Source organism: Aeromonas sp. 25-AL00135, assembly GCF_054052385.1.
This window is the reverse complement of sequence record NZ_JBSTYQ010000002.1, coordinates 14,035-35,534: the sequence shown is the minus strand read 5'-3', so window position 1 is coordinate 35,534 and position 21,500 is coordinate 14,035. Positions and strand designations below refer to the sequence as shown.

Below are 21,500 nucleotides of genomic sequence, written 5' to 3'. Positions count from 1 at the left end.
CTTAAAGAGCGCTCGATGTGGCGCTCTTTTTATTGGCTGACTTTATATGGGTTTATCTGGTGATGACGTGCGATAAGGCACCGCGAGGCACACCAGCAGTTGTGCCGACATAGGGCATCCCGCTATATGTAGCTCCTTGGGCAAAGAGACTCCTGCCGAGATCGATCTACAGCGACTCGCACGCTCCATAACCAGAAATAGCAAGAGGGAGGCTTTCGCCTCCCTCTTCAAACACGCTGATATTCAGACAACAGGATTAGTTGCTCTTCATCCAGATGTCCATGTCGGTTTTCAGGTTGTCGGACTTAGTACCGAAAATGGCTTGAACGCCGGAACCAGCCACTACCACACCGGCAGCACCCAGTTTCTTCAGACCAGCCTGGTCAACCTTGGCAACATCTTTCACACCAACACGCAGACGGGTGATGCAGGCATCCAGAGAAGCGATGTTCTCTTTACCACCGAAGGCGGCAACCAGAGCAGCAGACATCTCGTCTTTGCCTTGGCCAACGGCCTCTTCAGCAGTCTCGTCTTCACGACCCGGGGTTTTCAGGTTCATGGCACGGATAACGAAGCTGAATACCACGTAGTAGATGGCCGCGTAAACCAGACCCAGACCAACCAGCAGCAGCATGTTGTCGGCACGCGGTGATTGCACCACGAAGTCGATGAAGCCGTTGGAGAAGGTGTGACCGTGTACGATACCCAGAGAGTTGGTCAGCACATAAGCCAGACCAGCCAGTACCGCGTGGATGGCGTACAGAACCGGAGCGATGAACAGGAAGGAGAATTCAATCGGCTCGGTGATACCGGTCAGGAAAGAGGTCAGGGCAGCAGAGGCCATGATACCAACGATCTTGGCGCGGTTTTCCGGCTTGGCAGCGTGAGCAATGGCGAACGCAGCAGCAGGCAGACCGAACATTTTGAACAGGTAGCCACCAGCCAGCTGACCAAAGCCGTTACCGGCAGCGCGGGACGCGTCATCAGCAGTCAAGAAGCAGGTCATGATACCGTGAACAGTTTCACCGGCACCGTTGACGCAGGTACCAGCCTGATAGAAGAACGGTACGTTCCAGATGTGGTGCAGACCGAACGGGATCAGGGAGCGCTCAACCACGCCGTAGATACCGAAGGCCAGTACCGGGTTCTGGTTGGCAGCCCAGTCAGAGAAGGCACCGATGGCGCCACCCACTGGCGGCCAAATCACGGACAGGATCACACCCAGACCGATGGAGAGGAAACCGGTGATGATGGGTACGGCACGTTTGCCCGCGAAGAAGCCCAGGTACTCTGGCAGCTGGATTTTGTAGAAACGGTTGAACGCCCAGGCAGCGATACCACCGGCCAGGATACCACCCAGCACGCCGGTTTCAATGGTTTCAACCCCCATCACAGGTGCCATGACCTTCAGGGTTGCGACCATGATGCCGTAGCCAACGATGGCTGACAGACCGGATACACCGTCGTTATTGGTAAAGCCCAGAGCAACACCCACTGCGAACAGCAGGGCCATCTGGCCAAATACAGAACCACCGGCTTGCTCCATTAATTGGGAGACAATTTCCGGCATCCAGCTGAAGTGGGCAGCACCCACCCCCAGCAGAATACCTGCGACTGGCAAGACTGATACTGGCAGCATCAGCGCCTTACCAACCTTTTGCAGATTAGAGAAAGCATTTTTGAACATTGTGTGCGCTCCTGAATGGATTGTCGTCCCTGAACGATCTATCTGGATGAAATAAGCACTGATTCATTCAGATATCTTCGAGTCGGGCTTGTTTATTTTGACCATCAGAATATAACCCAGCGGGTCATAAATTGCTGCTTTCGAAGGCGGGGGAATATTGAATTTGGAGGGAAGATCACAACTTGTTTAGCGGCTAAAAAACGCATCTAATATAAGTTAATAATCCGCATTATCACTCTATTACAAAGACATATAAATAACAGTTTCACTTTGTATTTTAATAATGCCATTTATATCAAATAGAAACCCATTGTAACTCAATGTAACGGTGTGATTTTTATTTATTACAGTCTACCGATTAAAAAGGCCTCCAACAAGGGAGGCCTCAATAAATATATCTGACCAGTAAATGGTCGTATTATTCTATTTTTGCGACCGCTTGACCGCATCAATAAACACGCTTTTTGCTTTGGTTGAACCAGCCCGCTCGGCCTCGTTCACCAGCTTCATCGCCTTGTCGATATCCCCCGCCTTGACCGCTTTTTCGATCTGACTCTGATAGAAGGTTTCAGTTTCACTCAACATGGCAGGAGCAGGTTTGGCTGCGACCGCAGCTGTTGCAGTTGTGGTAACGGCTGCGGTAGTCGCTATCGCGGCAACCTGCTGACCCTGGCTCATGGCCACCTTGTCGGCATATTCGGGTTTGAATACCGCTTCAAGGCCACTTCCACGGGCCATATCTTTGACTTTGATCTGCACCAAACCCCACGGGGAGTGCGGGATCACCGGATCCTTGATATCAGGCTCCACGGTACCATTAGCGCGAGCAAACGCTTTTGATGGATGCAGGATTGTTGTGCTGCCAGAGAGCTTATCCGCGGGCGCATAAACGATCATGTATGTTTCGCTGGCCGGGTTGCCAGGCATGCTGCGGTCAACAAAAACACGCCCTTCAATACGGTCGTTATCGAGCAAGTGAGCAGGCTGATAGCTGAATACTGACTCACCTAGGACCCGAGTCACCTTGAACTCGGCATCCAGCATAATGACCTTGGGCACCATCACGGTTTTACTCACCTGTGATGCCAGGCTGATCGCCAGATTGCCGGTGTTGGTCGGCAAGCGATAGGCAGCAAAGTAACTCATCCCCTCATCAAACTGAAAAGTGGGTTGCTTGCCATCAATGGCCAGCAAGGTCTCACCTTCAGGCAAGGGGGCATAACTGAAATCTTTAAACGCCACACAGCAGCTTGAGGCTTTGGCCAACGCTTGCTTGGCTTGATCTGCATCGCTCAAGATCGAGCCATGTTCTTGCAGAGGAACAACCATGTTTCCGGCACAACCGGTTAATAGCGCAGTGATTACGGCTGCAATAGACATCTTTACCCGTTTCATTTTTCTTATCTCCATAATCCGGTGGCCGTGATCCGGCGAAACAAAACTGCCCCCATAAGGGGGCAGTCACTAACTTAACTTAAACTTTTGCTTACCACCAAGCTTCTGCTTGAACACCAAATTGGTAGGTGTCTTTGGAGGTATTGCCTTCGAAGACTTTCTTGTCTTCGTCGTTAGCCAGATAGGAGGCGAACACACGGATTTCCGGACGGGCCCAGAAGCTGGAACCGGCAGACCAGGCTTGTGCCAGGGTCAGCTTGTAGCCAGCATCTTTGTCTTCGCTACCATTGGTAGACTTGTTGTTGTCCTTGAAGTAGCCGCCTTCAAAGATGGTCTTGTTGAAGTCATCCCACTTGTACATCGGGCGGATAACAGCGGACATGGTTTCGTACTTGTCGTTGCCATCCCACATTTCGTTGCCTACACCGTAAACCAGCTGGTGACCCATCTCCCAGGAGTTGCCCATCGGAACAACGCCCCAGTTGATGATACGGAAACCATCGGCACCGTCTTTGGCTTCAGCACCGTACCAGGAACCATCGCCATAGAAAGCCATAGTCTTGGAGTAACCTTCGGTACCGTATTGCAGCACGGTTTTGTTGAAACCACCGAGGATGCCTGCGGTCAGTTCAGCAGTCAGCATGACGCCATCTTGCGGATCTTTCTTCAGTGCTTTCTGATCATTGGTTTCATTGACCAGAGCGTAATCCACGCCCAGTTCCAGAGAGGCATCGGTCCACAGCGGGATGCCGGCATAACGCAGATCCAGAGTATTGACGTTCAGATCTTCGTTCTTCACGTAGTTTGGAGCTGCACTGGTACCGGTATTGGTGTACTCGCCGAACACGTCTTTTGCGCTACGGTCGTTACGTACCCATGCGAAAGAGACTTTACCCGGACCAGCCTGGATGCCTTCGATACCAGCACCAGCACCAGAGATGTTCCAGTAGTAGAAGTCGGAGATGTGGATGTCATGGCGTTGATAGTAACGCTTACCAGCCCACAGGGTTGCTTCAGGAGCAAAGTTCAGCAAGCCTTTGGCTTGTACGTTGAACTGACGCAGAGCGAAGTCAGAATCACCATTGCACTGCTTGGCATCGAAGTTACAAACAGTACCGGTACCTTCCCAGTCGTTTGAACCGTTGGAAGCCATGGCAAACATGGAATCAACATAGAAAGTCTTGCCATCTTTGTTGAATACTTCCTGACCCAGTTGCACTTCACCGTAGGTATCATTTTCGTTACCCAGACGGCCAACTTTATTGACGTTGTATTTAACCATGTCGCCGTCGCCGGAAACACCGACGCCGGAACGGAAGTAACCGTGGAAATCTACGGCAAAGGCGGCTTGGGAAGCCAGGGCGGCAGTAACAGCTGCTGCAATCGGGAGCCACTTCATTTTCATTGTCATATTCCTTATTTCCCGCAGTGAGGAGTGTGATCCTGAATATTCAACTTCTTATCACCATGTAATCCTGTTGGTGATAACCGAGGTTGATTATAGGGAGCGTATTTCACGACAAATATGAAGCGACTCACAAAATGGCGACAAATCGCTCGGCAAACGATAGCCACAACACCTGCCAGCAAAAAAACGGCCAACAAGGCAACAGTTAACCAATAAAACCGCAAAACAAGCAATCACACCAAACCTGAAAGCGTTACCAGCAATTAATTTGCGACTGAACCAAAGTCGTTATTTTACGATCGAATGACAAAAACATGACTGAGATCGCTTTCAAGATTGAACTTTTATTTGGAGAACGGGTCTGCGGTGCGCTTGAAACCATTACGCCGATGGAATGCCAAAAGGGGAAAATATCCCTCCGCCACTATCGACAATAAGAGTGGGAAATATGCTTGCTGAGTGAGATGACATTTGTGCAAATAACAATCCCCTGCCGGTTAAGGATCAGGGGATTGATATGGCTCTTTTTCAGAGAATATTCAGGGCTGAATATCCCACTTTTTCAGCCAGCTGAGTGCCACCTGTTCGGGTTCATCGTGCACGGTAGCATCTAGCTCCAGCGGGGGAATCACTCGCGTGGCGCCCAGCTCTTGCAGCAATCCGTCCAGCCGACGGCCCGCACCACAAAAATGGTCATAGCTGCTGTCCCCCATGGCAATCAGGGCATACCGCAGCCCCTTGAGCCAGGGCGCCTTGTCAGCCAGCTCGCTGGCAAAGGGCTGCAGATTGGGAGGAATGTCCCCCTGTCCTGTAGTGGCACTGACCAGCAATAAAAAACGGCCGGGGTCTATGTCCGCCAGCCGTGCTTCTTCGTGCAGAGAACAGTGATGCCCCTTGCGTTCCAGCTCATCTGCCAAGGTCTCGGCCACCAGCATGGCTGCGCCATAGACAGTTCCTACCACGATATCGATCTGCGCCATTCTCCTCTCCCTGCTTGAGTCACTCTTTTGAGCAACTCTATCAGCAAGCTGGCGTCAGATGCCACCGGTTCAAGGCTGAGGATCAGGCGCTTAGTAGTCGCTCTCGCTGGCGGGCCAGCCCAGCTCGGCAAACAGGCGCAGCACATCCTGACCGAGTGGCGCCTGGATCCGCATCGGCACCTTGAGCACCGGATGGGTAAAGCTCAGGGTGCGGGCCACCAGCAGCAGCCGTTCGCAGCCAAAGTGCTCGCGAAAGAAACGGTTGTGGCGGCCATCCCCGTGGGTGGTGTCGCCCACAATAGGATGGAACAGATGATCCATATGGCGGCGCAACTGATGCTTGCGGCCGGTCTTCGGGAACAATCTGACCAGACTGTAGCGACTGGTAGGGTGCTTCTTGGAGACCGCGTGGGGCAGCTCGACCTGATGCAGGCGCCGGAAGGTGGTGACGGCATCCTGCGCCGGGCGATCCGGGTTGCTCATGGCATCGGCAATCTTGTCCAGCTGCTCCTTTAGGGGATAGTCGATCACCCCCTGCTCGGGCGCCCAGCCGCGCACCAATGCCAGATACTCCTTGTGCACCTGACGCTGGGTAAAGGCTTCGGTCAGTGCGCGGGCAATCACCGGATCGAGCGCAAACAGCAGCACACCGGAGGTGGGTCGGTCGAGGCGATGCACCGGATAGACATGGCGACCACCGATGAGATCCCGGGTCATCTGCATGGCAAAACGGGTCTCGCCCTTGTCGAGCCAACTGCGGTGCACCAGCAGACCGGACGGCTTGTTGACCGCCACCAGCCACTCATCCTGATAGAGCAGGGTCAGCTTCAGGTCACTCTCTTCTCGAGTTTGCGCAGGCATCATTGTTCGATCACTTTGCCGGAAAGCAGCAGATCGAAGCGGGCGATCAGGCGCAGCAGCGCTTCTGCCTCGGCCAGATCTTCTTTATAGACTTCGCTGGCCATGGGATAAAGGGAGACGCTGGTGGGCAGCGGCGCCTGCAACATCACCAGCTGCTCCATGCGCGGGATCAGCACGAACTGCAGCCACTGATCAAAGCTCAGGGTATCGACACAAAAAGGCAAGGTGCTTGCCAGGGCTTCGTCACCGGGATGGTCAGCTTGCCAGCGCTCAAGGCGCTGCAACTCGGCGGTGAGTTCCCCCAACAGGCCAGCTACCAGCAAATATTGATTCATCTCGCTCTCTTCCTCATAACCACAGATTGATCCGCTGACCCGACAGGGCCAGCCAGGATGCAAATAAATTCCGTCACGCAGCACCGGCGATTCAGCCGGCTCGTCGACATACACGGCAGCCAGCGCGGCCTGCCGACTTTAAAAAAGGGCGATACTATACACCTCCCCCCGCATGGCTGCCATGTTGATATCTGCCGCAGCGCACGTCTGCTGCCACTGGCTATCCTCGGCAAGGGCCTTATAATCGGCCCGCATCACCATTAGCCGGATCTCACCATGTCTGCGACGCCTACTGCCATCAATACCTTGACCGAATTTCTGACTCAGGCTGGCACCCAGTTCCAGCTGTTTGACATGGGCCGCCAGGTGCGGCCACTGGCAAGCGATACCTTTGTGCGCATCGAACAGCAGCAGGAGCCCTACCCCTGGCCGCTGCAACAGCACGCCTGGCTCGGTGTGCACTTCTTCCAGCCGAGCGAGTCTCGCCACTACCTCTGGTTCCTCAAGTTTGCCCTCGATGAGCGCGGTCTGTTGATGTCAAATGGCCCCAAGCTGTTCATGGATCAGGTGGTGGAGACCCTGGGCTACAAGCTCACCGGCGATCTGGATGAAGAGAAAGCCCAGCGCTTGGCCGACAATCCCTACACCTTCCGCCCGGCGGAGGCAAAAATGGCCAGTCTGCACGCCAAGCTGGCGCGCCAGCTGGAGCAGGCTCCTTCCGCCTATTACGATGCCCTCTGCCACTATCTGGCCACCCCCAACGACACCGGTTGGCAGACGCTGGGGCTGCAGGGCTTTGCCGATCTGGCCGAGCGACTGCATGATGAACGCAATCTGGCGCTGATCTGCAAGGCGCTGCCCAAACTGCCGCAAGAGCCGCTCTACGCCCTCTGCCAGAGCCTTGAAAACGCCCCGCTGCCACCGGCAGTACAAGGCGCCTTGCTCGAGCGGATCGGCAAGGAGCAGGAGTGCGCCGTCCCCAACCCGGAGACCCTGGCCTATCTTTGCCGCGCCATGGCCTCCTGCCCCGGAAGCACGCTGCGCACCAACAAGCTGCTGACACTGCTGCAAACCCAGCCGAGCCCTGCGCTGCTGCTCGCCATCGCCGGCCGGCTCTGGCCCGATCTGAAAGATGCCAATCTGCTCAGCCACTATCTGGAACAGCTGGCACTGCAACCGACCCAGTTCTTCAATCAGGTTTTTGCCGAGTTGGTCACTTTACCGGCCCTGCGCAATGATATGCTGGCCAGACTGCGAGACCCCGAGCGCAGCGATGCGCTGGGCAAGGCCATCGGCCGTCTGTTTGCCTCGGCCTGATCCCTCGCCTCCCCCTCACGCCACGAGGCAACACGGCGGGAAATAGAAAGGAGATCGGGAGTGCCGAGCAGGACTCCCGGTTATCGACATCACGATAAGGAAGCCCGCCTATGGGAGAGATGCTCGGAATTTTGTTGCTGATTGCGATTGCCGGCCTGTTCTGGCTGCAACGCCAACAGGCAGAAGTGGCCTGGCAATATGTGCGCCGCTACTGCCAGCACCATGATCTGCAACTGCTGTCACTGGCTCGCCATCGGCGGGAGCTGGCACATAATCCCCTGCGGCTGCTGACCCACTATCAGTTTGAATTTTCCAGCGATGGCGAGAGCCGCTATCAGGGCACCCTCAAGATGCAGGGGCTGCACGTCGTGGGCGTTGATTTGCCACCCCATCGCATCCCCTCTGCCTGATCCCCAATCTCGTCTCTGCGCCCGATGGCTGTGCCTGTCTATAATCTCAGGGATTAAACAAAGGGAGAGACGAGATGGAACCCCTTGTCCACGATCTGCCAGCCCTGTTTGCCCAGCTCGGGATGGCCAACGACGAGCTGAGCCTGCACCGCTTTGTGCACGACCATCACCTCGACAATGAGACCCTGCTGCCGGAGGCCGGTTTCTGGAACGCCGCCCAGGCAAGCTTTCTGCGCGACGCCCTGTGGAACGACTCCGACTGGTGTGAAGCGATCGACCAGCTCGATGTGATGTTGCGCCAGCCCCGCTAGCCGCCCGCCCCTTTCCTCCCCTGCCGGCTTTGGTTAAGATCCCGCCCCGATATCGATCCCCCCTTCTCACCCAGAGCATGCTTATGTCCGCCCACGAGATCATCCGAATTGCCAACGAGCTGGCCGCCAAGGGCCTGACGCCCACCACTGCCATGATCAAGGCCCGCCTCACCCAGCCTGTGCCGATGGCCGAGCTGCTGAAAGTGCTGAGCCAGTGGAAGCAGCAGCCAGTTGCGACCGCCGAGAGCGAGATCCTGCCAGAGGCTGTGCCTCAGCCAGCACCGGAGCTCACCCTGCAGCAACTCGCCGAACAGCTCGCGCGCATCGAACAGAAGGTGGATCGCCTGACCGACCTGCTCCTCCAGCAGGGGCAAGGCTGAACCATGTATATCGTCGAACTCTGCTTTGAGTGTTACCGCGATACCTCCCTTGGCGACGCCGAGCGGGCCATCGTCAACTACCTCGACATGCTGCGTTATCAGGGCCAGATCCTCGGGCGGGAGTTCCCCACCAGCATGCATGACGGCTATTTCGTCAGTCGGGTGGTCTGCCCGGAGCAGGATAGCCTGCACCCCGACAACCAGAGCGAGCAGGTCAAACTGGCCGAGCAGCAGCTCAATCAGGCGGGGTTGCTGGCGCCAAAACTCCAGCTGCAGGGGGCGGATCTGCTCTCCGATAGCACAGATCCTTGCGGCCAGCAGGGCGAGCGGCCGAGCTGGATGATGCTCTACACCAGCTTCCTGCACACCTGCTCGCCGCTGCGCTGTGGCGACCACTTCGCCCCCATTCCGCTCTACCAACTGCCCGCGGTCGCCAACGGCGATCAGAAACAGATCATCAAGTGGCAGGAGGATTGGGAGGCGTGCGATCAGTTGCAGATGAACGGCTCCATCGCCGAACATGCGGCGCTGCACGAAATCGGCGAAGTGGGCAGCCGCCTCTACCGGCGCGGCAGCGATCTGGCCAAACGGTTGGAAGTGCTGAGCGGCATCCCCACCTACTACTACCTCTACCGGGTGGGCGGGTTGAGCGCTGCCGAGGAGAAGGCGCGCTCCTGCCCCAGCTGTGGCGGTGAGTGGGCGCTGGCAGAGCCACTGCACGAGATCTTCGACTTCAAGTGCGACAGCTGCCGCCTGGTCTCCAACCTCTCCTGGGATTTCAAGGATTAAGCGCGTTCCCTGTACGCGATGCCATAAAAAAGAGCCTTGCCGCATGGCAAGGCTCTTTTCGTTCCGATGAGTAACCTTGGCTCGAACCTGCGCTATTGCGGCAACGTCTCAAGCCGTTCCAGAAACGCCGGCAAGGAGGGCGCCAACGTCAGACGGCGGCCGGAATCGAGCCACTCCAGCCACACCTGACCACTCTCGTTATCAAGGGAGATGAGCGTCATCTCGTTGCGGGTGGTGGCAATGAAGATGGAGGGGGTTCGTTTTAGCTTGCGCAGCATCAGCAGGTGGCCGATGAGGTTCTCCTTGAGCAGGTCGAGATCCGCGTCGTTCCATGGCAAGATCAGTTCAAGGCGCAGCCCCTTGAAAAGGCAGGGGATGGGGCGACTGAACCAGTGCCCGAACAGGGCAATGGCGCTGGGATGAATTGTCAGCTCGAGGGCATCGGCCATGGCTGCAAAGTCGGCGGGCTCGGAGCGATGGTGAGGACGCCAGGCCACCCGACCATCGGCGGGCTCACCAAGCTGGCAGGGGGAACGCCAATCCGCCTCCCACTCGCACAGGGGCAGGCCTCGTCTGGCCTCGCCGTCCCGTTGCCAGCGGGCAAAAAAGTGCTCCAGGGCAGACAAAACTTGATCCGACATCGAAAATCCCCACAATTGCTGGCAAAGTCCGCTATTGCACCACCAAACTCGGTAACAGACAAGGTTGCCAGCCGACCTTGCGACCCGAGAAACAGAACCCGGGATACAGAGAGGCCGACGCCCAAGCCAAACGGCTGCAACCATCCGGCCCAGCAATGGCCTGTTTCATTCCACTCATCATGAGCACATTACGTGAGCAACCCTGTGAGCAAACAAGATAGATACGCCGGGGCCAGCGCCCTGACCGGCCTGAGCCTGGGCCAGCAATCCGATTACATCAGCCAGTACACCCCCTCCCTGCTGCAGCCGGTTCCCCGCAGCCTGAACCGGGATGATCTCCAGCTGGGCGATGATCTGCCCTTTAGCGGTTGCGATGTCTGGACCCTCTATGAGCTCTCCTGGCTCAATGCCAAGGGCAAGCCGATGGTGGCGGTGGGTGAAGTGGCCATTCCGGCCACCAGTGCGAACCTGATCGAATCCAAATCCTTCAAGCTCTACCTCAACTCCTTCAATCAGACCCGTTGCGACTCTATCGAGGCAGTCGTCGCCATGCTGACCAAGGATCTGAGTGCCTGTGCCGGCGAGACCGTCAAGGTGACCCTGTTCCCACTCGACAAGGCGCCGCACCAGATTGCCCAGCTGCCCGGCGAGTGCATCGACGAGCAGGATATCGAGGTAGACAATTACGAATTTGATGCGTCCCTGCTGCAAGGGGCAGCCGGTAGCGATCAGGTAGAAGAGACCCTGCACAGCCACCTGCTCAAATCCAACTGTCTGGTGACCAGCCAGCCGGACTGGGGCTCTGTAGTGATCCGCTACAAAGGGCCGAAACTCGATCGGGAGAAGCTGCTGCGCTATCTCATCTCGTTCCGCCAGCACAACGAGTTCCACGAGCAGTGCATCGAGCGGATCTTTATCGACCTCAAGCACTATTGCCAGCCTGAGCAGTTGACCGTCTATGCCCGCTATACCCGTCGCGGCGGCCTCGACATCAACCCGTTCCGCTCCAATTTCGAAACAGTGCCCGCCAACCTGCGTCTAATCCGCCAATAAAGTCGAGTTGCGACAGAGAGGGCAGTCGCACTGCCCTCCATGACTGGCAAAAAGGTTTCAATCGATGCTTTACGCAGCTGTGATAAGGGGGCTGGATAATAAAATCCAGACGAAACCCACTTGATGGCCACCAGCAAACCACAGTAAACGCTGGACTCGCAGGGGGGGGCTTGGATAACATGCCAACACCTCTGCGCCGTCCTTAATCCAATGAATCAACTGTTTTTTCTGGCCATGATGATGTCCTCCCTGTCAGCTCCGAATCTGGATCTGGACAAGGAGCAACTCTCTATCGATCTGCAACAAGCGCAATCGATGGTACTGACCGATCCTGCCAGATGCGTCCAGATCACCACCGCCTTCCTGACGCGCGCAGCCAATAATCCCCAGCAAATCATCAGCAATCGCCAGGAGTTCGGTTATCGCGAGCCCATCCTGAGCTACAGCACGGCGGCCCAGACCATAGGCGCCCACCTGCTCAAAGGGGAGTGTCTGCTGCAACTGGGCCAATATCAGGCCACCCAGCAAGCGCTCGACAAGGCGATGGCGCTGGCAGACAAAGAGCGACAACCGGAACTCAAGGCCCACGGCCTCTATCTCAAGATCCGCAGTCAGGCCCTCAAACCGGATAACCAGAGCACCAGCCGCGCCCTGATGGATCAGCTGGACGAGCAGCTGGCCGTCCCCACTCTCAAGCAGAGCCAGTTGCAGATCTATGGCCGCCTGCAACGCACCAGCTACGACATCGAGAACCAGCACTTCGATGATGCCAAGGCCCACTTGGCAGATGCGCGGATCTGGGCCGCCAAGACCCCCAATCCCCTCGCCAGTGCCTGGGTCAGCGCCATCAGCGGCGACCTCTATCGCGCGCTGCAGCAGCCGCAACTGGCGCTGGGGGAATATATCGATGCCCAGCAACAGGCCAAAAGCCTCAACGACCCGCTCTTTCTCGGCCTGCTGTCGAACCAGATAGTCAAACTCTATCAGCAGGAGCAGGAGCCCCAGAAAGCGCTGCAGTATGCCAATGAGGCGGCCAACTACTTCCACTCCATCGGCAACCCTTCCCTGCTGTGCGACTCCCTGATGGTGCTGGCGCGACTCAACCGCGAGCAGGGCGACCTCAATATGGCGCTGGTCTACTTCTTCAATGCGCTGGATCTGCTCGATGAGGGGAGCAACCGACCACAAGCCTCCCTGCTCAAATATGAAATCGGCAAGACCTACCTGCAAAGCGGCAACCTCTCGCTGGCCAGCAACTACCTCAATGCGGCCCGTCAGTCCCATGAGCTGAGCGATGCCAAAGAGCCGCTGATCGATACTCTGCTGCTGCTCGGCGAGCTCTATCTGAAGAAGCAGGAGGCCGCCATCGCCATCCTGCAGTTGGAGAACGCCCGCGCACTGGCCAATCAGCTCGGCGATACCCGCCGTCAGTACGAGGTATTCCGCCTGTTGTCGCTGGCCTATGAGCAGAAGGGGTATCTGCGCCAGGCCCTCGACAGCTACAAGCGCTTCCACCGTCTTGGCGAGGAGGTGCGCCAGCAGGAACAGGCCATGGAGCAGGCGGCGATCCGCGACAACTATGTTCAGGTCGAGCGGGTGCAACATATCAAGGAGCTGGAGCAGCGGCTTAACAACAGCCAGCATCAGCAGGAGCGCTATCTCTGGTCGAGTATCACCACCAGCCTGCTGCTGGCGCTCTTTATCTACCTCTTCTTCACCCTCTGGCTCAAGCTGCGTACTGCCCGCCTGCAACTGAAACGGACCAATGAGGCCCTGCTGATCGAGCCACGCTCGGGGCTGGCCAACTGGCAGCGGCTGATGAACCGCTGGCCGCGGGAGATGGCAAAGCGCCAGCTGAAATCGGATCGCTGGTACCTCAGCGAACAGCCCTCCAGCGAGTTCGATGACAAGCTGCACTATCTGCTGTTCCGGGTACCTTTCCTGGTCAATACGCTGGAGCGCCACGGCTATCAGGCCAGCAGAGAAATCGAGCAGGCCTTCGGTGCCTATATGGACACCCTGACCCCGCAAGATGGCCGTATCTATGACTTGCGTGAAGGGCACATGCTCTATGTGGTGCCACAGCGTCACGTCACCAACCTGCATCAACTGGCGGGAGACCTGCTGACCGCCATCGCCGCCTTCCCTTGCAACTATCCGCTGGATCGCCGGATCAGCCTCGGGATTGTCAGTCACCCTTTCCTGCCGAAAGCGGCGACCGCGCTCGATCACAATGGCCTGTTTGACCTCTGCTATCTCGCCCTGTCGGGAGCCATTCAGCTCAGTGAAAAATGCCAGCAAAACGCCTGGTTGGAGCTGGCTGCGATCGATTGCCAACAAGCGGCATTTTTTAATGGAGATGTGTGGCAATGCGGCCTGATGGCAATTGACAAGGGACTGGTAAAAGTCAATTCTTCTCATGAAAAGCAATGGGTTAATTGGCCCAGCCTTGCAAGGAAGCCGGCAGCCGATAACCACCAGGAAATAATGTAGATAACAGGCGAGGATCGAAACCAGGTTCGACCACTGTTGCTATCCAACACCAAAAACAATAATGACAACAGGGCGACCTGATAATGAATGACATCGCTGCCGTAGCAGGACAATTGGCAAGACTCAGGGAATCCCTTCAGCAGAAACAGCTGGAACTCGACGGCGTGCTGTCGTTTTCCGATGCAGAGCGTGCCCGCGGTATCCAGTTTATCAACAAGTTGATGCTCTCCTGCCGTGGCTTCGACCGCGAGCTGGACAATCGCTTCGCCAAGCTCAAGCAGAAACTGGATAACAATCCCGCATTTACCTCGCTGGACGCCGACCTGCTGGCCATTGAAAAATTGCTGCAGCAGCACAGCAATGCGCTCGAAGAGTCGATCACCCTGACTCAAACTGCCATCGATCTTGGTTCCAAACAGCTGAAAACCATCAAGGGCTTCCCGGAAGAGACCCGCAAGTCCCTCAAGGAATTTCTGGCAAGTCCGGTCGGTTACGGCATTGCCGATCACCAGAAGAAGGTGATCAAGCTGCTGGAGTTCTACCAGCAGGCGATCAAGATCCAGCTGCTGCCAAGCCAACCCCTGTTGGCACCGTCAGGTGCAACTCAACAAGAAAGTGATACTGCCAGCAACGATGGCCAACCCGATGTAGACCCGTTTGATCTAAAAGATCACGCTCGTATCGCCGATGAGCTGCAGCGGCTTATCACCGAACTCGACTTTGCCGGCGCCATCGGCGAGAGCCTGAGCGACATTCGCCGCCAACTGCTGATCGGGATCAACCCTGCCCTGCTGGCGGAAACCTGCCTGCAGGTGATCGAGCTCATCATCGAAGGCACCCGTGAGGAGCGCAAAGCCTCTCGCGCCTTCCTCAGCGCCCTCAACGAGAGCCTGTCCGCAGTACATGTCGGCTTTACCGAATCCCTCGATGAGGGGCGCGCGCTGCAAAACGAAACCCGCGAGACCCGCGAAGCGCTGGTCAACGAGTTGCAGGCGATCGATCACTCCCTGGCCAGCCATAACTCCATCGATACGCTCAAGCGCGCCATCTCCGGCCATATGGGCGCCATCAACCTGCTGCTGCAAGAGCGTGACAGCACGGCGGCGCGGGAGCGTCACCTGCTCACCCGCCTCTCCACTATGGAGTCCAAGCTGCGCTTGATGAAGGAGGAGACCGCCGAGTACAAGAAGCGGCTGACCATTCAAAAACACAAGCTGTTCCTCGACAGCCTGACCCAGGTGCACAACCGGGCTGCCCTCGATGAACGGCTGGAGCAGGAGTACAAACGTTGGCTTCGTTACCGCACTCCGCTCTGCATGGCGATCATCGACATCGATCATTTCAAGAACATCAATGACAACTACGGCCATATGGCGGGTGACAAGGCGTTGAAAGTAGTCGCCAAGGCGCTGCAGAGTGCGCTGCGTGACACTGATTTCATCGCCCGTTTTGGTGGGGAAGAGTTCGTGGTGTTGCTGCCCAACATCAACCCGGACAAGTTCCAGAAGCCGCTGGAGACCCTGCGCCAGACCATCAAGAGCATCCCGTTCCGTTTTCGCGATGCCAAGGTGGAGATCACCATCTCCATCGGCGCAACCCTGTTCAAGGATGGGGACAACCCGTCAGATGTATTTGAACGGGCGGACAAGGCACTCTACCACTCCAAGCACACCGGTCGGGATCAAGTGACACTGGCCTGACAAGCGGCTAAAAAAACAGCGAACAGTCGTCGCCCTATTTCCCTCCACCCTCTGTTACCACTACTATCGATCTCAGGGGATGCAACATAGCGTCCCCTTTTCTCCCCAGGGAAAAACACAACGATAACAAGTGAGTAAAGGGGAACCTATGATTACGCACATCAATCCCGTTGGCAGCATGGATTTGCTGTCACAGCTCGAGGTGGATCGCCTCAAGCAGACTGCCTCCAGCGATATCTATCAACTGTTTCGCAACTGCTCGCTGGCAGTGCTCAATTCCGGTAGCCATACCGACAGCTCCAAGGAGATCCTGGAGCGCTTCAAATCTTTCGATATTCATGTAATCCGGCGCGAACGCGGGGTCAAGCTGGAACTGTTCAATGCCCCCGAGCACGCCTTTGTGGATGGCGAGATCATTCGCGGCATTCAGGAGCACCTCTTCTCGGTGCTGCGCGACATTCTCTATGTCTCCAATCAGCTCGAGTCCAACCGCCAGGTCAATCTGACCAACTCCACTCATATCTCCAACGTGGTGTTCGCCATTCTGCGCAACGCCAAGGTGATCCTGCCCGGCGCCGATCCCAACCTGATCGTCTGCTGGGGTGGCCACTCCATCAACGAGATCGAATACCAGTACACCCGCGCCGTGGGCAGCGAACTGGGCTTGCGTGAGCTGAACATCTGTACCGGCTGTGGCCCGGGTGCCATGGAGGGCCCGATGAAGGGTGCCGCCGTCGGCCATGCCAAACAGCGGGTACGCAACGGCCGCTACATCGGCCTCACGGAGCCTTCCATCATTGCGGCCGAACCGCCCAACCCCATCGTCAACGAGCTGGTGATCCTGCCGGATATCGAGAAACGGCTGGAAGCCTTCGTGCGCCTCGGCCACGGCATCATCATCTTCCCGGGTGGGGTCGGCACCGCCGAAGAGCTGCTCTATCTGCTCGGCATCATGATGCATCCGGCCAACGAGCGGCAGCCGATGCCCATCATCCTGACCGGCCCGAAAGAGAGTGCCGACTACTTCCGTGCCATCGACGACTTCATCAAGGCGACCCTCGGTGAACCGGCGACCAAGCTCTACCGGATCATCGTTGGCGATGCGCCTGAAGTAGCCCGAGTGATGAAAGAGGCGATGCCGAAAATCCGCGAATACCGCAAATCGGTCGGTGATGCCTACTCTTTCAACTGGTCCCTCAAGATTGAGCCGGAGTTCCAGCTCCCCTTCGAACCGGATCACGCCAGCATGGCCAGTCTGGATCTGCACCGCAACCAGCCGCCCCAGTTGCTGGCCGCCAACCTGCGTCGTGCCTTCTCCGGCATCGTCGCTGGCAACGTCAAGGAAGGGGGCATTCGCGCCATCGAGAAGAAGGGCCCCTTCAAGCTGCACGGAGACAAGGAGTTGATGCACCTGATGGACAAACTGCTGGAGAGCTTCGTCAAGCAGCAGCGGATGAAGCTGCCGGGCAGCCAGTATGTGCCCTGCTACGAAATCGTCCGCTAGGGTACAGATAGATCATCGAAAGAGGGGCGCATCGGCGCCCCTCTTTATTGGTGCTATGCCTTCCCGACCGCCATCAATCCCCATAAGGCGAGCGGTTTGTTACAATGGGGCGTCCCGACCGCCAAGAGTGCCCTATGTCAACTATCCGGCCACACCTGCTCATCATCGATGCCCTCAACCTCATTCGCCGTCTGCACGCGGTACAGGCCCAGCAGGCACTGACCCCTGCCCAGGCGCTGGTTACAACCCGCGCCAACCTTATCAATACCTGCCGCAAGCTGCTGGCCAATAGCGAGCCGACCCATGTCATTGCCGTGTTTGATGGCGAGGTGCATAGCTGGCGCAAGGAGGTCTATCCGGCCTACAAGGAGGGGCGAACTCCCATGCCCCCCGAACTGCGTGAAGGGCTGGCGACCCTGCAGGATGCCTTTTGGGAGTGCGGTGTCGATGCCCTGCTCTCCGAGACAGATGAAGCGGATGACCTTATCGCCACCCTCGCCAGCGGCATCGCCAGCCATGGCCATCAGGCGACCATCATCTCCACCGACAAGGGGTTCTGCCAACTGATCTGCCCGCATATCCGGGTGCGCGACTACTTCAACAAACGCTGGCTGGATGCGGCCTTCGTCCAGCAGCAATATGGGGTAGCCCCTGCTCAGCTGGTCGACTTCTGGGCCCTGACCGGTATCAGCGGTTCCAATATCAAGGGGGTTCCGGGGATCGGCCCCAAGACCGCCACCCAGCTGTTGCAGCAATATGGCAATCTGGCAGCCATGCTCGAAGCCTGTCAGCAAGAGGACGCCGCCAAGCCACTGATCAAACTGCGCCAACATCAGGATGAGGCCCTGCTGGCCCAGCGGCTGGTGCGCTTGCAGCGGGATATTCCGCTGGGATTCAACCTGCGGGACATCCGCTACCCGCCCCAGCCGGACTAAATGGACGAACAAAAATGCAGACAAGGGCGTGAACCATGACGAGACTCACCCTCGCTGTTGATAAAAGTGAGTAGAATGTAAAGGAATGTGGTTGGTTTGCTGAGTAAATGCTATAAAGCAGCCCCATCCTCCCCTATACCCTGGAAGTGGAACCCTCTCATGTCCAAAAGAAAAATTACCGTGATCCCCGGCGACGGCATCGGCCCCAGCATCATTGAATCAGCCATCCAGATCCTGACCCATGCGGGCTGTGACTTTGAGTACGAATACGCTGATGCGGGTCTGGTTGCCCTCGAGAAGCATGGCGAGCTGCTGCCCCAGGCTACCCTGGATCTGATTGAGAAGAACAAGGTGAGCCTGAAAGGGCCATTGACCACCCCGGTCGGCGGCGGTTTTACCTCCATCAACGTCTCCCTGCGCAAGAAATTCAACCTCTACGCCAACGTGCGTCCGGTCATCTCCTTCAAGGGCACCAGAAGCCGTTACGACAACATCGACATCATCACAGTGCGTGAAAACACCGAAGGGATGTACTCGGGAGCAGGTCAGAAGCGCAGCGATGACAACAAGAGTGCCGAGGCGATGAGCATCATCACCCGCGAAGGGGCCGAGCGCATCGTCAAGTTCGCCTTCGAGCTGGCCCGTCAGGAAGGGCGCAAGAAGGTCACCATCATCCACAAGGCGAACATCCTTAAGTCGACCTCCGGCCTGTTCCTCGAAGTGGCCCGTGAAATCGCCAGCCACTACCCGGATATCCAGAGCGAAGAGATGATCGTCGATGCCGCCTGCATGAATCTGGTGATGTACCCGGAGCGTTTCGATGTCATGGTCACCACCAACCTGTTCGGTGACATCCTCTCGGATCTTTGCGCCGGTCTGGTTGGCGGCCTTGGCATGGCGCCCGGCGCCAACATCGGCGATGGCGCGGCCATCTTCGAAGCGGTCCACGGCTCTGCCCCTGACATTGCAGGCAAGAACATTGCCAACCCGACCTCGGTGATCCTCGCCTCCATCCAGATGCTGGAGTACCTCGGCATGCAAGATAAAGCAGAGCGGATCCGCGAGGCAGTACGAGCCACCATCGAATCCGGTGATCGGGTCACCCGCGATCTGGGTGGCACGGCTTCCACCAGCGAATTCACCCAGGCCATCATCGATCGCCTGTGAGTTAATTAATTGATTTTAAAAGGGAGCTTCGGCTCCCTTTTTTATATTTCCGAATCCTTTGCCACTCCCTAAACAGCAACTATGTTCAATAGAGAAGAAGAACAGGGAGTGTTTTTCATGAAGGGATACGGGTGCTATCTGGTTTCGGGTCTGATGCTGGTGTGTGGTACTGCAAGTGCCTTCGAACAGGATCAACAGACCCAAACTGCCAAACTGCCACAGCAGGAAAAACGGACTGCCACCGAGGTATGGCGTTCAAGCCTGAATACCAACGACCTGCTCAAGGCACCCAAACCCCTGTCATTTGGTATTGAAGTCTCCACCGACAACTTTGGTAATCAAAAGATCACCTCCTACCCGCAGCTTAATCTGACCCCGGAAAAGAGCGTCAGTCTGTCGGTCGAACGCTTCAGACCCAAGGTCAAGTTCAAGGCTGGCGGAATGAACACCGCCCTCAGGCTGAGAGGAGACGGGATAAAGATGCAGTTCAATCCGGTAGACAAAACCATCCCGCTGCAGATAGAGATCAAGGTGACCGACGACGAATCCTCCCTGCGCCTCGATTACCGTTTCTGATATTTTCCGGCAGCCGAATAGCAAAAGGCCGACAGCTTTCCCTGTCGGCCTTGGTATTTATCGTACAGGCAGAACTGCTACATCACGCCTTGGGCTCGAGTTTGGAGACCCAGTACTTGTTGTAAACATGCACGGTGATCTCTTCTCGATCGTGATAGAGCTGCTTGGCCTGGATCACGAATGCGTTGTCGATCTCCTTGAGCATCTCGCGCAATACCTCGATATTGTGCACCGACTCGGCATAACGCTTCTTCATCGGCAGCTTGAGGTTGAACATCGCCTCCTGGCAGTCGCCCTCACGGAACCAGTCTGCAATCATGTGAACGACCCGCGCCGGTTTATCGACCATGTCGCACACCAGCCAGTAGGTGTTCTTCTTGCTCGGACGCCAGACGAAACCATCATCCCGGATATGCTTGACCTGACCGGTATCCATCAGGGATTGGGCCATCATACCGTTGTCGACCGCCGTCACCATCATGCCACGGCGCACCAACTGATAGGTCCAGCCACCCGGGCAGGCGCCCAGATCCACCGCCTTCATGCCTGAACAGAGACGCACATCCCACTCTTCCCGCGGCACGAACACGTAAAACGCCTCCTCCAGCTTGAGGCTGGAGCGGCTCGGTGCATCGGCCGGGAAGCGCAGGCGCGGGATCCCCATGTGGAATCCGGAGTTGTTGAACGAGTAGGAGTAACCCAGCAACACGTGATCATTGGCCATGAAGAAGGCGTGGAACACCGGACGGTTTGGCGTCTCCTTCTTGGTCAGGATCTCGTTGCTGCGCAGCGCCTGACGCAGCGGCACGGTGAACTTGCGGCAGAAGGCCGACAGCTCTTTCGCTTCGTTGGTATCCGCGGTTTCGACCCGCAGATCGCCGCAAATGGTGTAGTCACTCACCGCCTCAAGGATCGGGGAGATCCTGTCCGCGACATCCAGATCCTTCAGCTCATGGGTGACCACCAGCATCTGACGGATGAAGATGAGCTCCCGGAACGGCAGCTTGCGAGCCAGCAGGTCCGCCTGCTCCTCGTCATACAGTTCGAAGATCACATAACCGCTGTCGTCCTTGACCCGGGCGAAACCGTAGCACTGCATGTTACCGGCACGCTCGGTGATCTCTGCAGCCGCCTCTTTCTCAAAACCGGGGCGGCAATAAAGCAGCAGATTATTCATTTTTTCCTCCAAGACGACAGCCAGCCCAGCTCAGGGCCGCCCATCCCAACATAAAACAGAGGCCACCGGCCGGAGTAATCAACCCCAGCCCCTTGCTGCCAAGCAGCACCATGGCGTAAATACTGCCGGAGAATCCGATGATCCCCAGCACAAAAGCGGTGCCAGCCAGGTGGATCACCCTGCTGCGCACACCACACCAGCCCAGAACCAGCAGGGCCAATGCGTGAAAAAACTGATATTGCACGGCGGTATTGAATGCCGCCAGACGCTCGGGTGTAATGCCGGTCGCCGCCAATCCATGGGCGCCATAAGCCCCCAGCATGGTGGCCGTCAACCCGAAGAGACCGGCCAGTATCAGCCAATGTCGATGGATCTGCATCC

General features: G+C 57.0%; 21 protein-coding genes. 12 read left to right on the top strand and 9 right to left on the bottom strand.

The genetic code is table 11. From position 1 onward, the window contains the following. Window positions 1-256: 256 nt before the first annotated feature. The 6 genes from ptsG to ACW5XC_RS01710 all read right to left on the bottom strand — a co-directional run bounded on the left by ptsG (window position 257) and on the right by ACW5XC_RS01710 (window position 6,666). Window positions 257-1,687: a PTS glucose transporter subunit IIBC gene (ptsG, locus tag ACW5XC_RS01735; RefSeq protein WP_005338586.1), complete on the bottom strand. Its 1,431-nt coding sequence runs from the start codon at window positions 1,685-1,687 to the stop codon at window positions 257-259. Between the two features lie 423 nt (window positions 1,688-2,110). After that, a complete protein-coding gene (locus ACW5XC_RS01730) occupies window positions 2,111-3,082 on the bottom strand; it encodes a MalM family protein (RefSeq protein ID WP_042055101.1) in 972 nt (323 codons plus the stop codon). Between the two features lie 91 nt (window positions 3,083-3,173). Further along, a complete protein-coding gene (locus ACW5XC_RS01725; protein WP_005349751.1) occupies window positions 3,174-4,487 on the bottom strand; it encodes a maltoporin in 1,314 nt (437 codons plus the stop codon). A 542-nt stretch (window positions 4,488-5,029) separates the two neighbouring features. Next, a complete protein-coding gene (locus ACW5XC_RS01720) occupies window positions 5,030-5,470 on the bottom strand; it encodes a flavodoxin (protein ID WP_042055099.1) in 441 nt (146 codons plus the stop codon). A gap of 90 nt (window positions 5,471-5,560) precedes the next feature. Next, on the bottom strand, window positions 5,561-6,334 hold the full coding sequence (truC, locus tag ACW5XC_RS01715; RefSeq protein WP_019445213.1) for a tRNA pseudouridine(65) synthase TruC: 774 nt from the start codon (window positions 6,332-6,334) through the stop codon (window positions 5,561-5,563). Then, window positions 6,331-6,666: a YqcC family protein gene (locus ACW5XC_RS01710; protein ID WP_005338596.1), complete on the bottom strand. Its 336-nt coding sequence runs from the start codon at window positions 6,664-6,666 to the stop codon at window positions 6,331-6,333. The genes truC and ACW5XC_RS01710 overlap by 4 nt, the downstream gene beginning before the upstream one ends. Before the next feature lie 276 nt (window positions 6,667-6,942). Between ACW5XC_RS01710 and ACW5XC_RS01705 the strand changes: the two genes are divergently transcribed. The 5 genes from ACW5XC_RS01705 (at window position 6,943) to ACW5XC_RS01685 (ending at window position 9,873) form a co-directional block, all read left to right on the top strand. Further along, complete coding sequence (locus ACW5XC_RS01705) at window positions 6,943-7,983, top strand: DUF3549 family protein (protein WP_042055095.1); 1,041 nt, start codon at window positions 6,943-6,945, stop codon at window positions 7,981-7,983. 110 nt (window positions 7,984-8,093) lie between these two features. After that, the gene (locus ACW5XC_RS01700; protein WP_042055093.1) at window positions 8,094-8,393 is read left to right on the top strand and encodes a DUF3301 domain-containing protein; all 300 of its coding nucleotides are present in this window, start codon (window positions 8,094-8,096) and stop codon (window positions 8,391-8,393) included. A gap of 74 nt (window positions 8,394-8,467) precedes the next feature. Further along, window positions 8,468-8,704 (top strand): DUF2789 family protein, encoded by a 237-nt coding sequence (locus tag ACW5XC_RS01695; RefSeq protein WP_005338602.1) that lies wholly within the window; start codon window positions 8,468-8,470, stop codon window positions 8,702-8,704. Window positions 8,705-8,787: 83 nt separating this feature from the next. Then, a complete protein-coding gene (locus tag ACW5XC_RS01690; RefSeq protein ID WP_005343755.1) occupies window positions 8,788-9,084 on the top strand; it encodes a DNA-binding protein in 297 nt (98 codons plus the stop codon). 3 nt (window positions 9,085-9,087) lie between these two features. Continuing rightward, window positions 9,088-9,873 carry a Zn-ribbon-containing protein gene (locus ACW5XC_RS01685; RefSeq protein ID WP_042053254.1) on the top strand — a complete coding sequence of 262 codons (786 nt, stop codon included), beginning with the start codon at window positions 9,088-9,090 and terminating at the stop codon, window positions 9,871-9,873. A gap of 92 nt (window positions 9,874-9,965) precedes the next feature. On the opposite strand, the gene syd is transcribed toward ACW5XC_RS01685, so the two are convergent. Further along, entirely contained in the window at window positions 9,966-10,514 is a 549-nt protein-coding gene (gene syd / locus ACW5XC_RS01680) for a SecY-interacting protein (protein ID WP_042053253.1), read from the bottom strand. A gap of 204 nt (window positions 10,515-10,718) precedes the next feature. On the opposite strand from syd, the gene queF reads away from it, so the two are divergent. The 7 genes from queF (at window position 10,719) to ACW5XC_RS01645 (ending at window position 19,942) form a co-directional block, all read left to right on the top strand. Further along, a complete protein-coding gene (gene queF / locus ACW5XC_RS01675; RefSeq protein WP_042053255.1) occupies window positions 10,719-11,567 on the top strand; it encodes an NADPH-dependent 7-cyano-7-deazaguanine reductase QueF in 849 nt (282 codons plus the stop codon). 210 nt (window positions 11,568-11,777) lie between these two features. Further along, window positions 11,778-14,060, top strand: a complete 2,283-nt coding sequence (locus ACW5XC_RS01670) for a tetratricopeptide repeat protein (protein WP_019445908.1) — start codon at window positions 11,778-11,780, stop codon at window positions 14,058-14,060. Between the two features lie 83 nt (window positions 14,061-14,143). Then, complete coding sequence (locus ACW5XC_RS01665; RefSeq protein ID WP_042053252.1) at window positions 14,144-15,760, top strand: GGDEF domain-containing protein; 1,617 nt, start codon at window positions 14,144-14,146, stop codon at window positions 15,758-15,760. A gap of 148 nt (window positions 15,761-15,908) precedes the next feature. Continuing rightward, window positions 15,909-17,264, top strand: coding sequence for a nucleotide 5'-monophosphate nucleosidase PpnN (gene ppnN / locus ACW5XC_RS01660; protein WP_005338611.1), 1,356 nt, complete (start codon window positions 15,909-15,911; stop codon window positions 17,262-17,264). Window positions 17,265-17,398: 134 nt separating this feature from the next. Next, window positions 17,399-18,199: a flap endonuclease Xni gene (xni, locus tag ACW5XC_RS01655; protein ID WP_042053251.1), complete on the top strand. Its 801-nt coding sequence runs from the start codon at window positions 17,399-17,401 to the stop codon at window positions 18,197-18,199. Between the two features lie 159 nt (window positions 18,200-18,358). Further along, window positions 18,359-19,366, top strand: a complete 1,008-nt coding sequence (locus ACW5XC_RS01650; protein ID WP_005349723.1) for an isocitrate dehydrogenase — start codon at window positions 18,359-18,361, stop codon at window positions 19,364-19,366. Between the two features lie 117 nt (window positions 19,367-19,483). After that, window positions 19,484-19,942: a hypothetical protein gene (locus tag ACW5XC_RS01645; RefSeq protein WP_005349721.1), complete on the top strand. Its 459-nt coding sequence runs from the start codon at window positions 19,484-19,486 to the stop codon at window positions 19,940-19,942. Between the two features lie 82 nt (window positions 19,943-20,024). Here the strand turns inward: ACW5XC_RS01645 and rlmM are convergent, their stop codons facing one another. Both rlmM and ACW5XC_RS01635 read right to left on the bottom strand, forming a co-directional pair. Further along, window positions 20,025-21,119, bottom strand: coding sequence for a 23S rRNA (cytidine(2498)-2'-O)-methyltransferase RlmM (rlmM, locus tag ACW5XC_RS01640; protein ID WP_005338617.1), 1,095 nt, complete (start codon window positions 21,117-21,119; stop codon window positions 20,025-20,027). Continuing rightward, window positions 21,112-21,498: a DUF423 domain-containing protein gene (locus ACW5XC_RS01635; RefSeq protein WP_042053250.1), complete on the bottom strand. Its 387-nt coding sequence runs from the start codon at window positions 21,496-21,498 to the stop codon at window positions 21,112-21,114. The genes rlmM and ACW5XC_RS01635 overlap by 8 nt, the downstream gene beginning before the upstream one ends. Window positions 21,499-21,500: the final 2 nt, after the last annotated feature.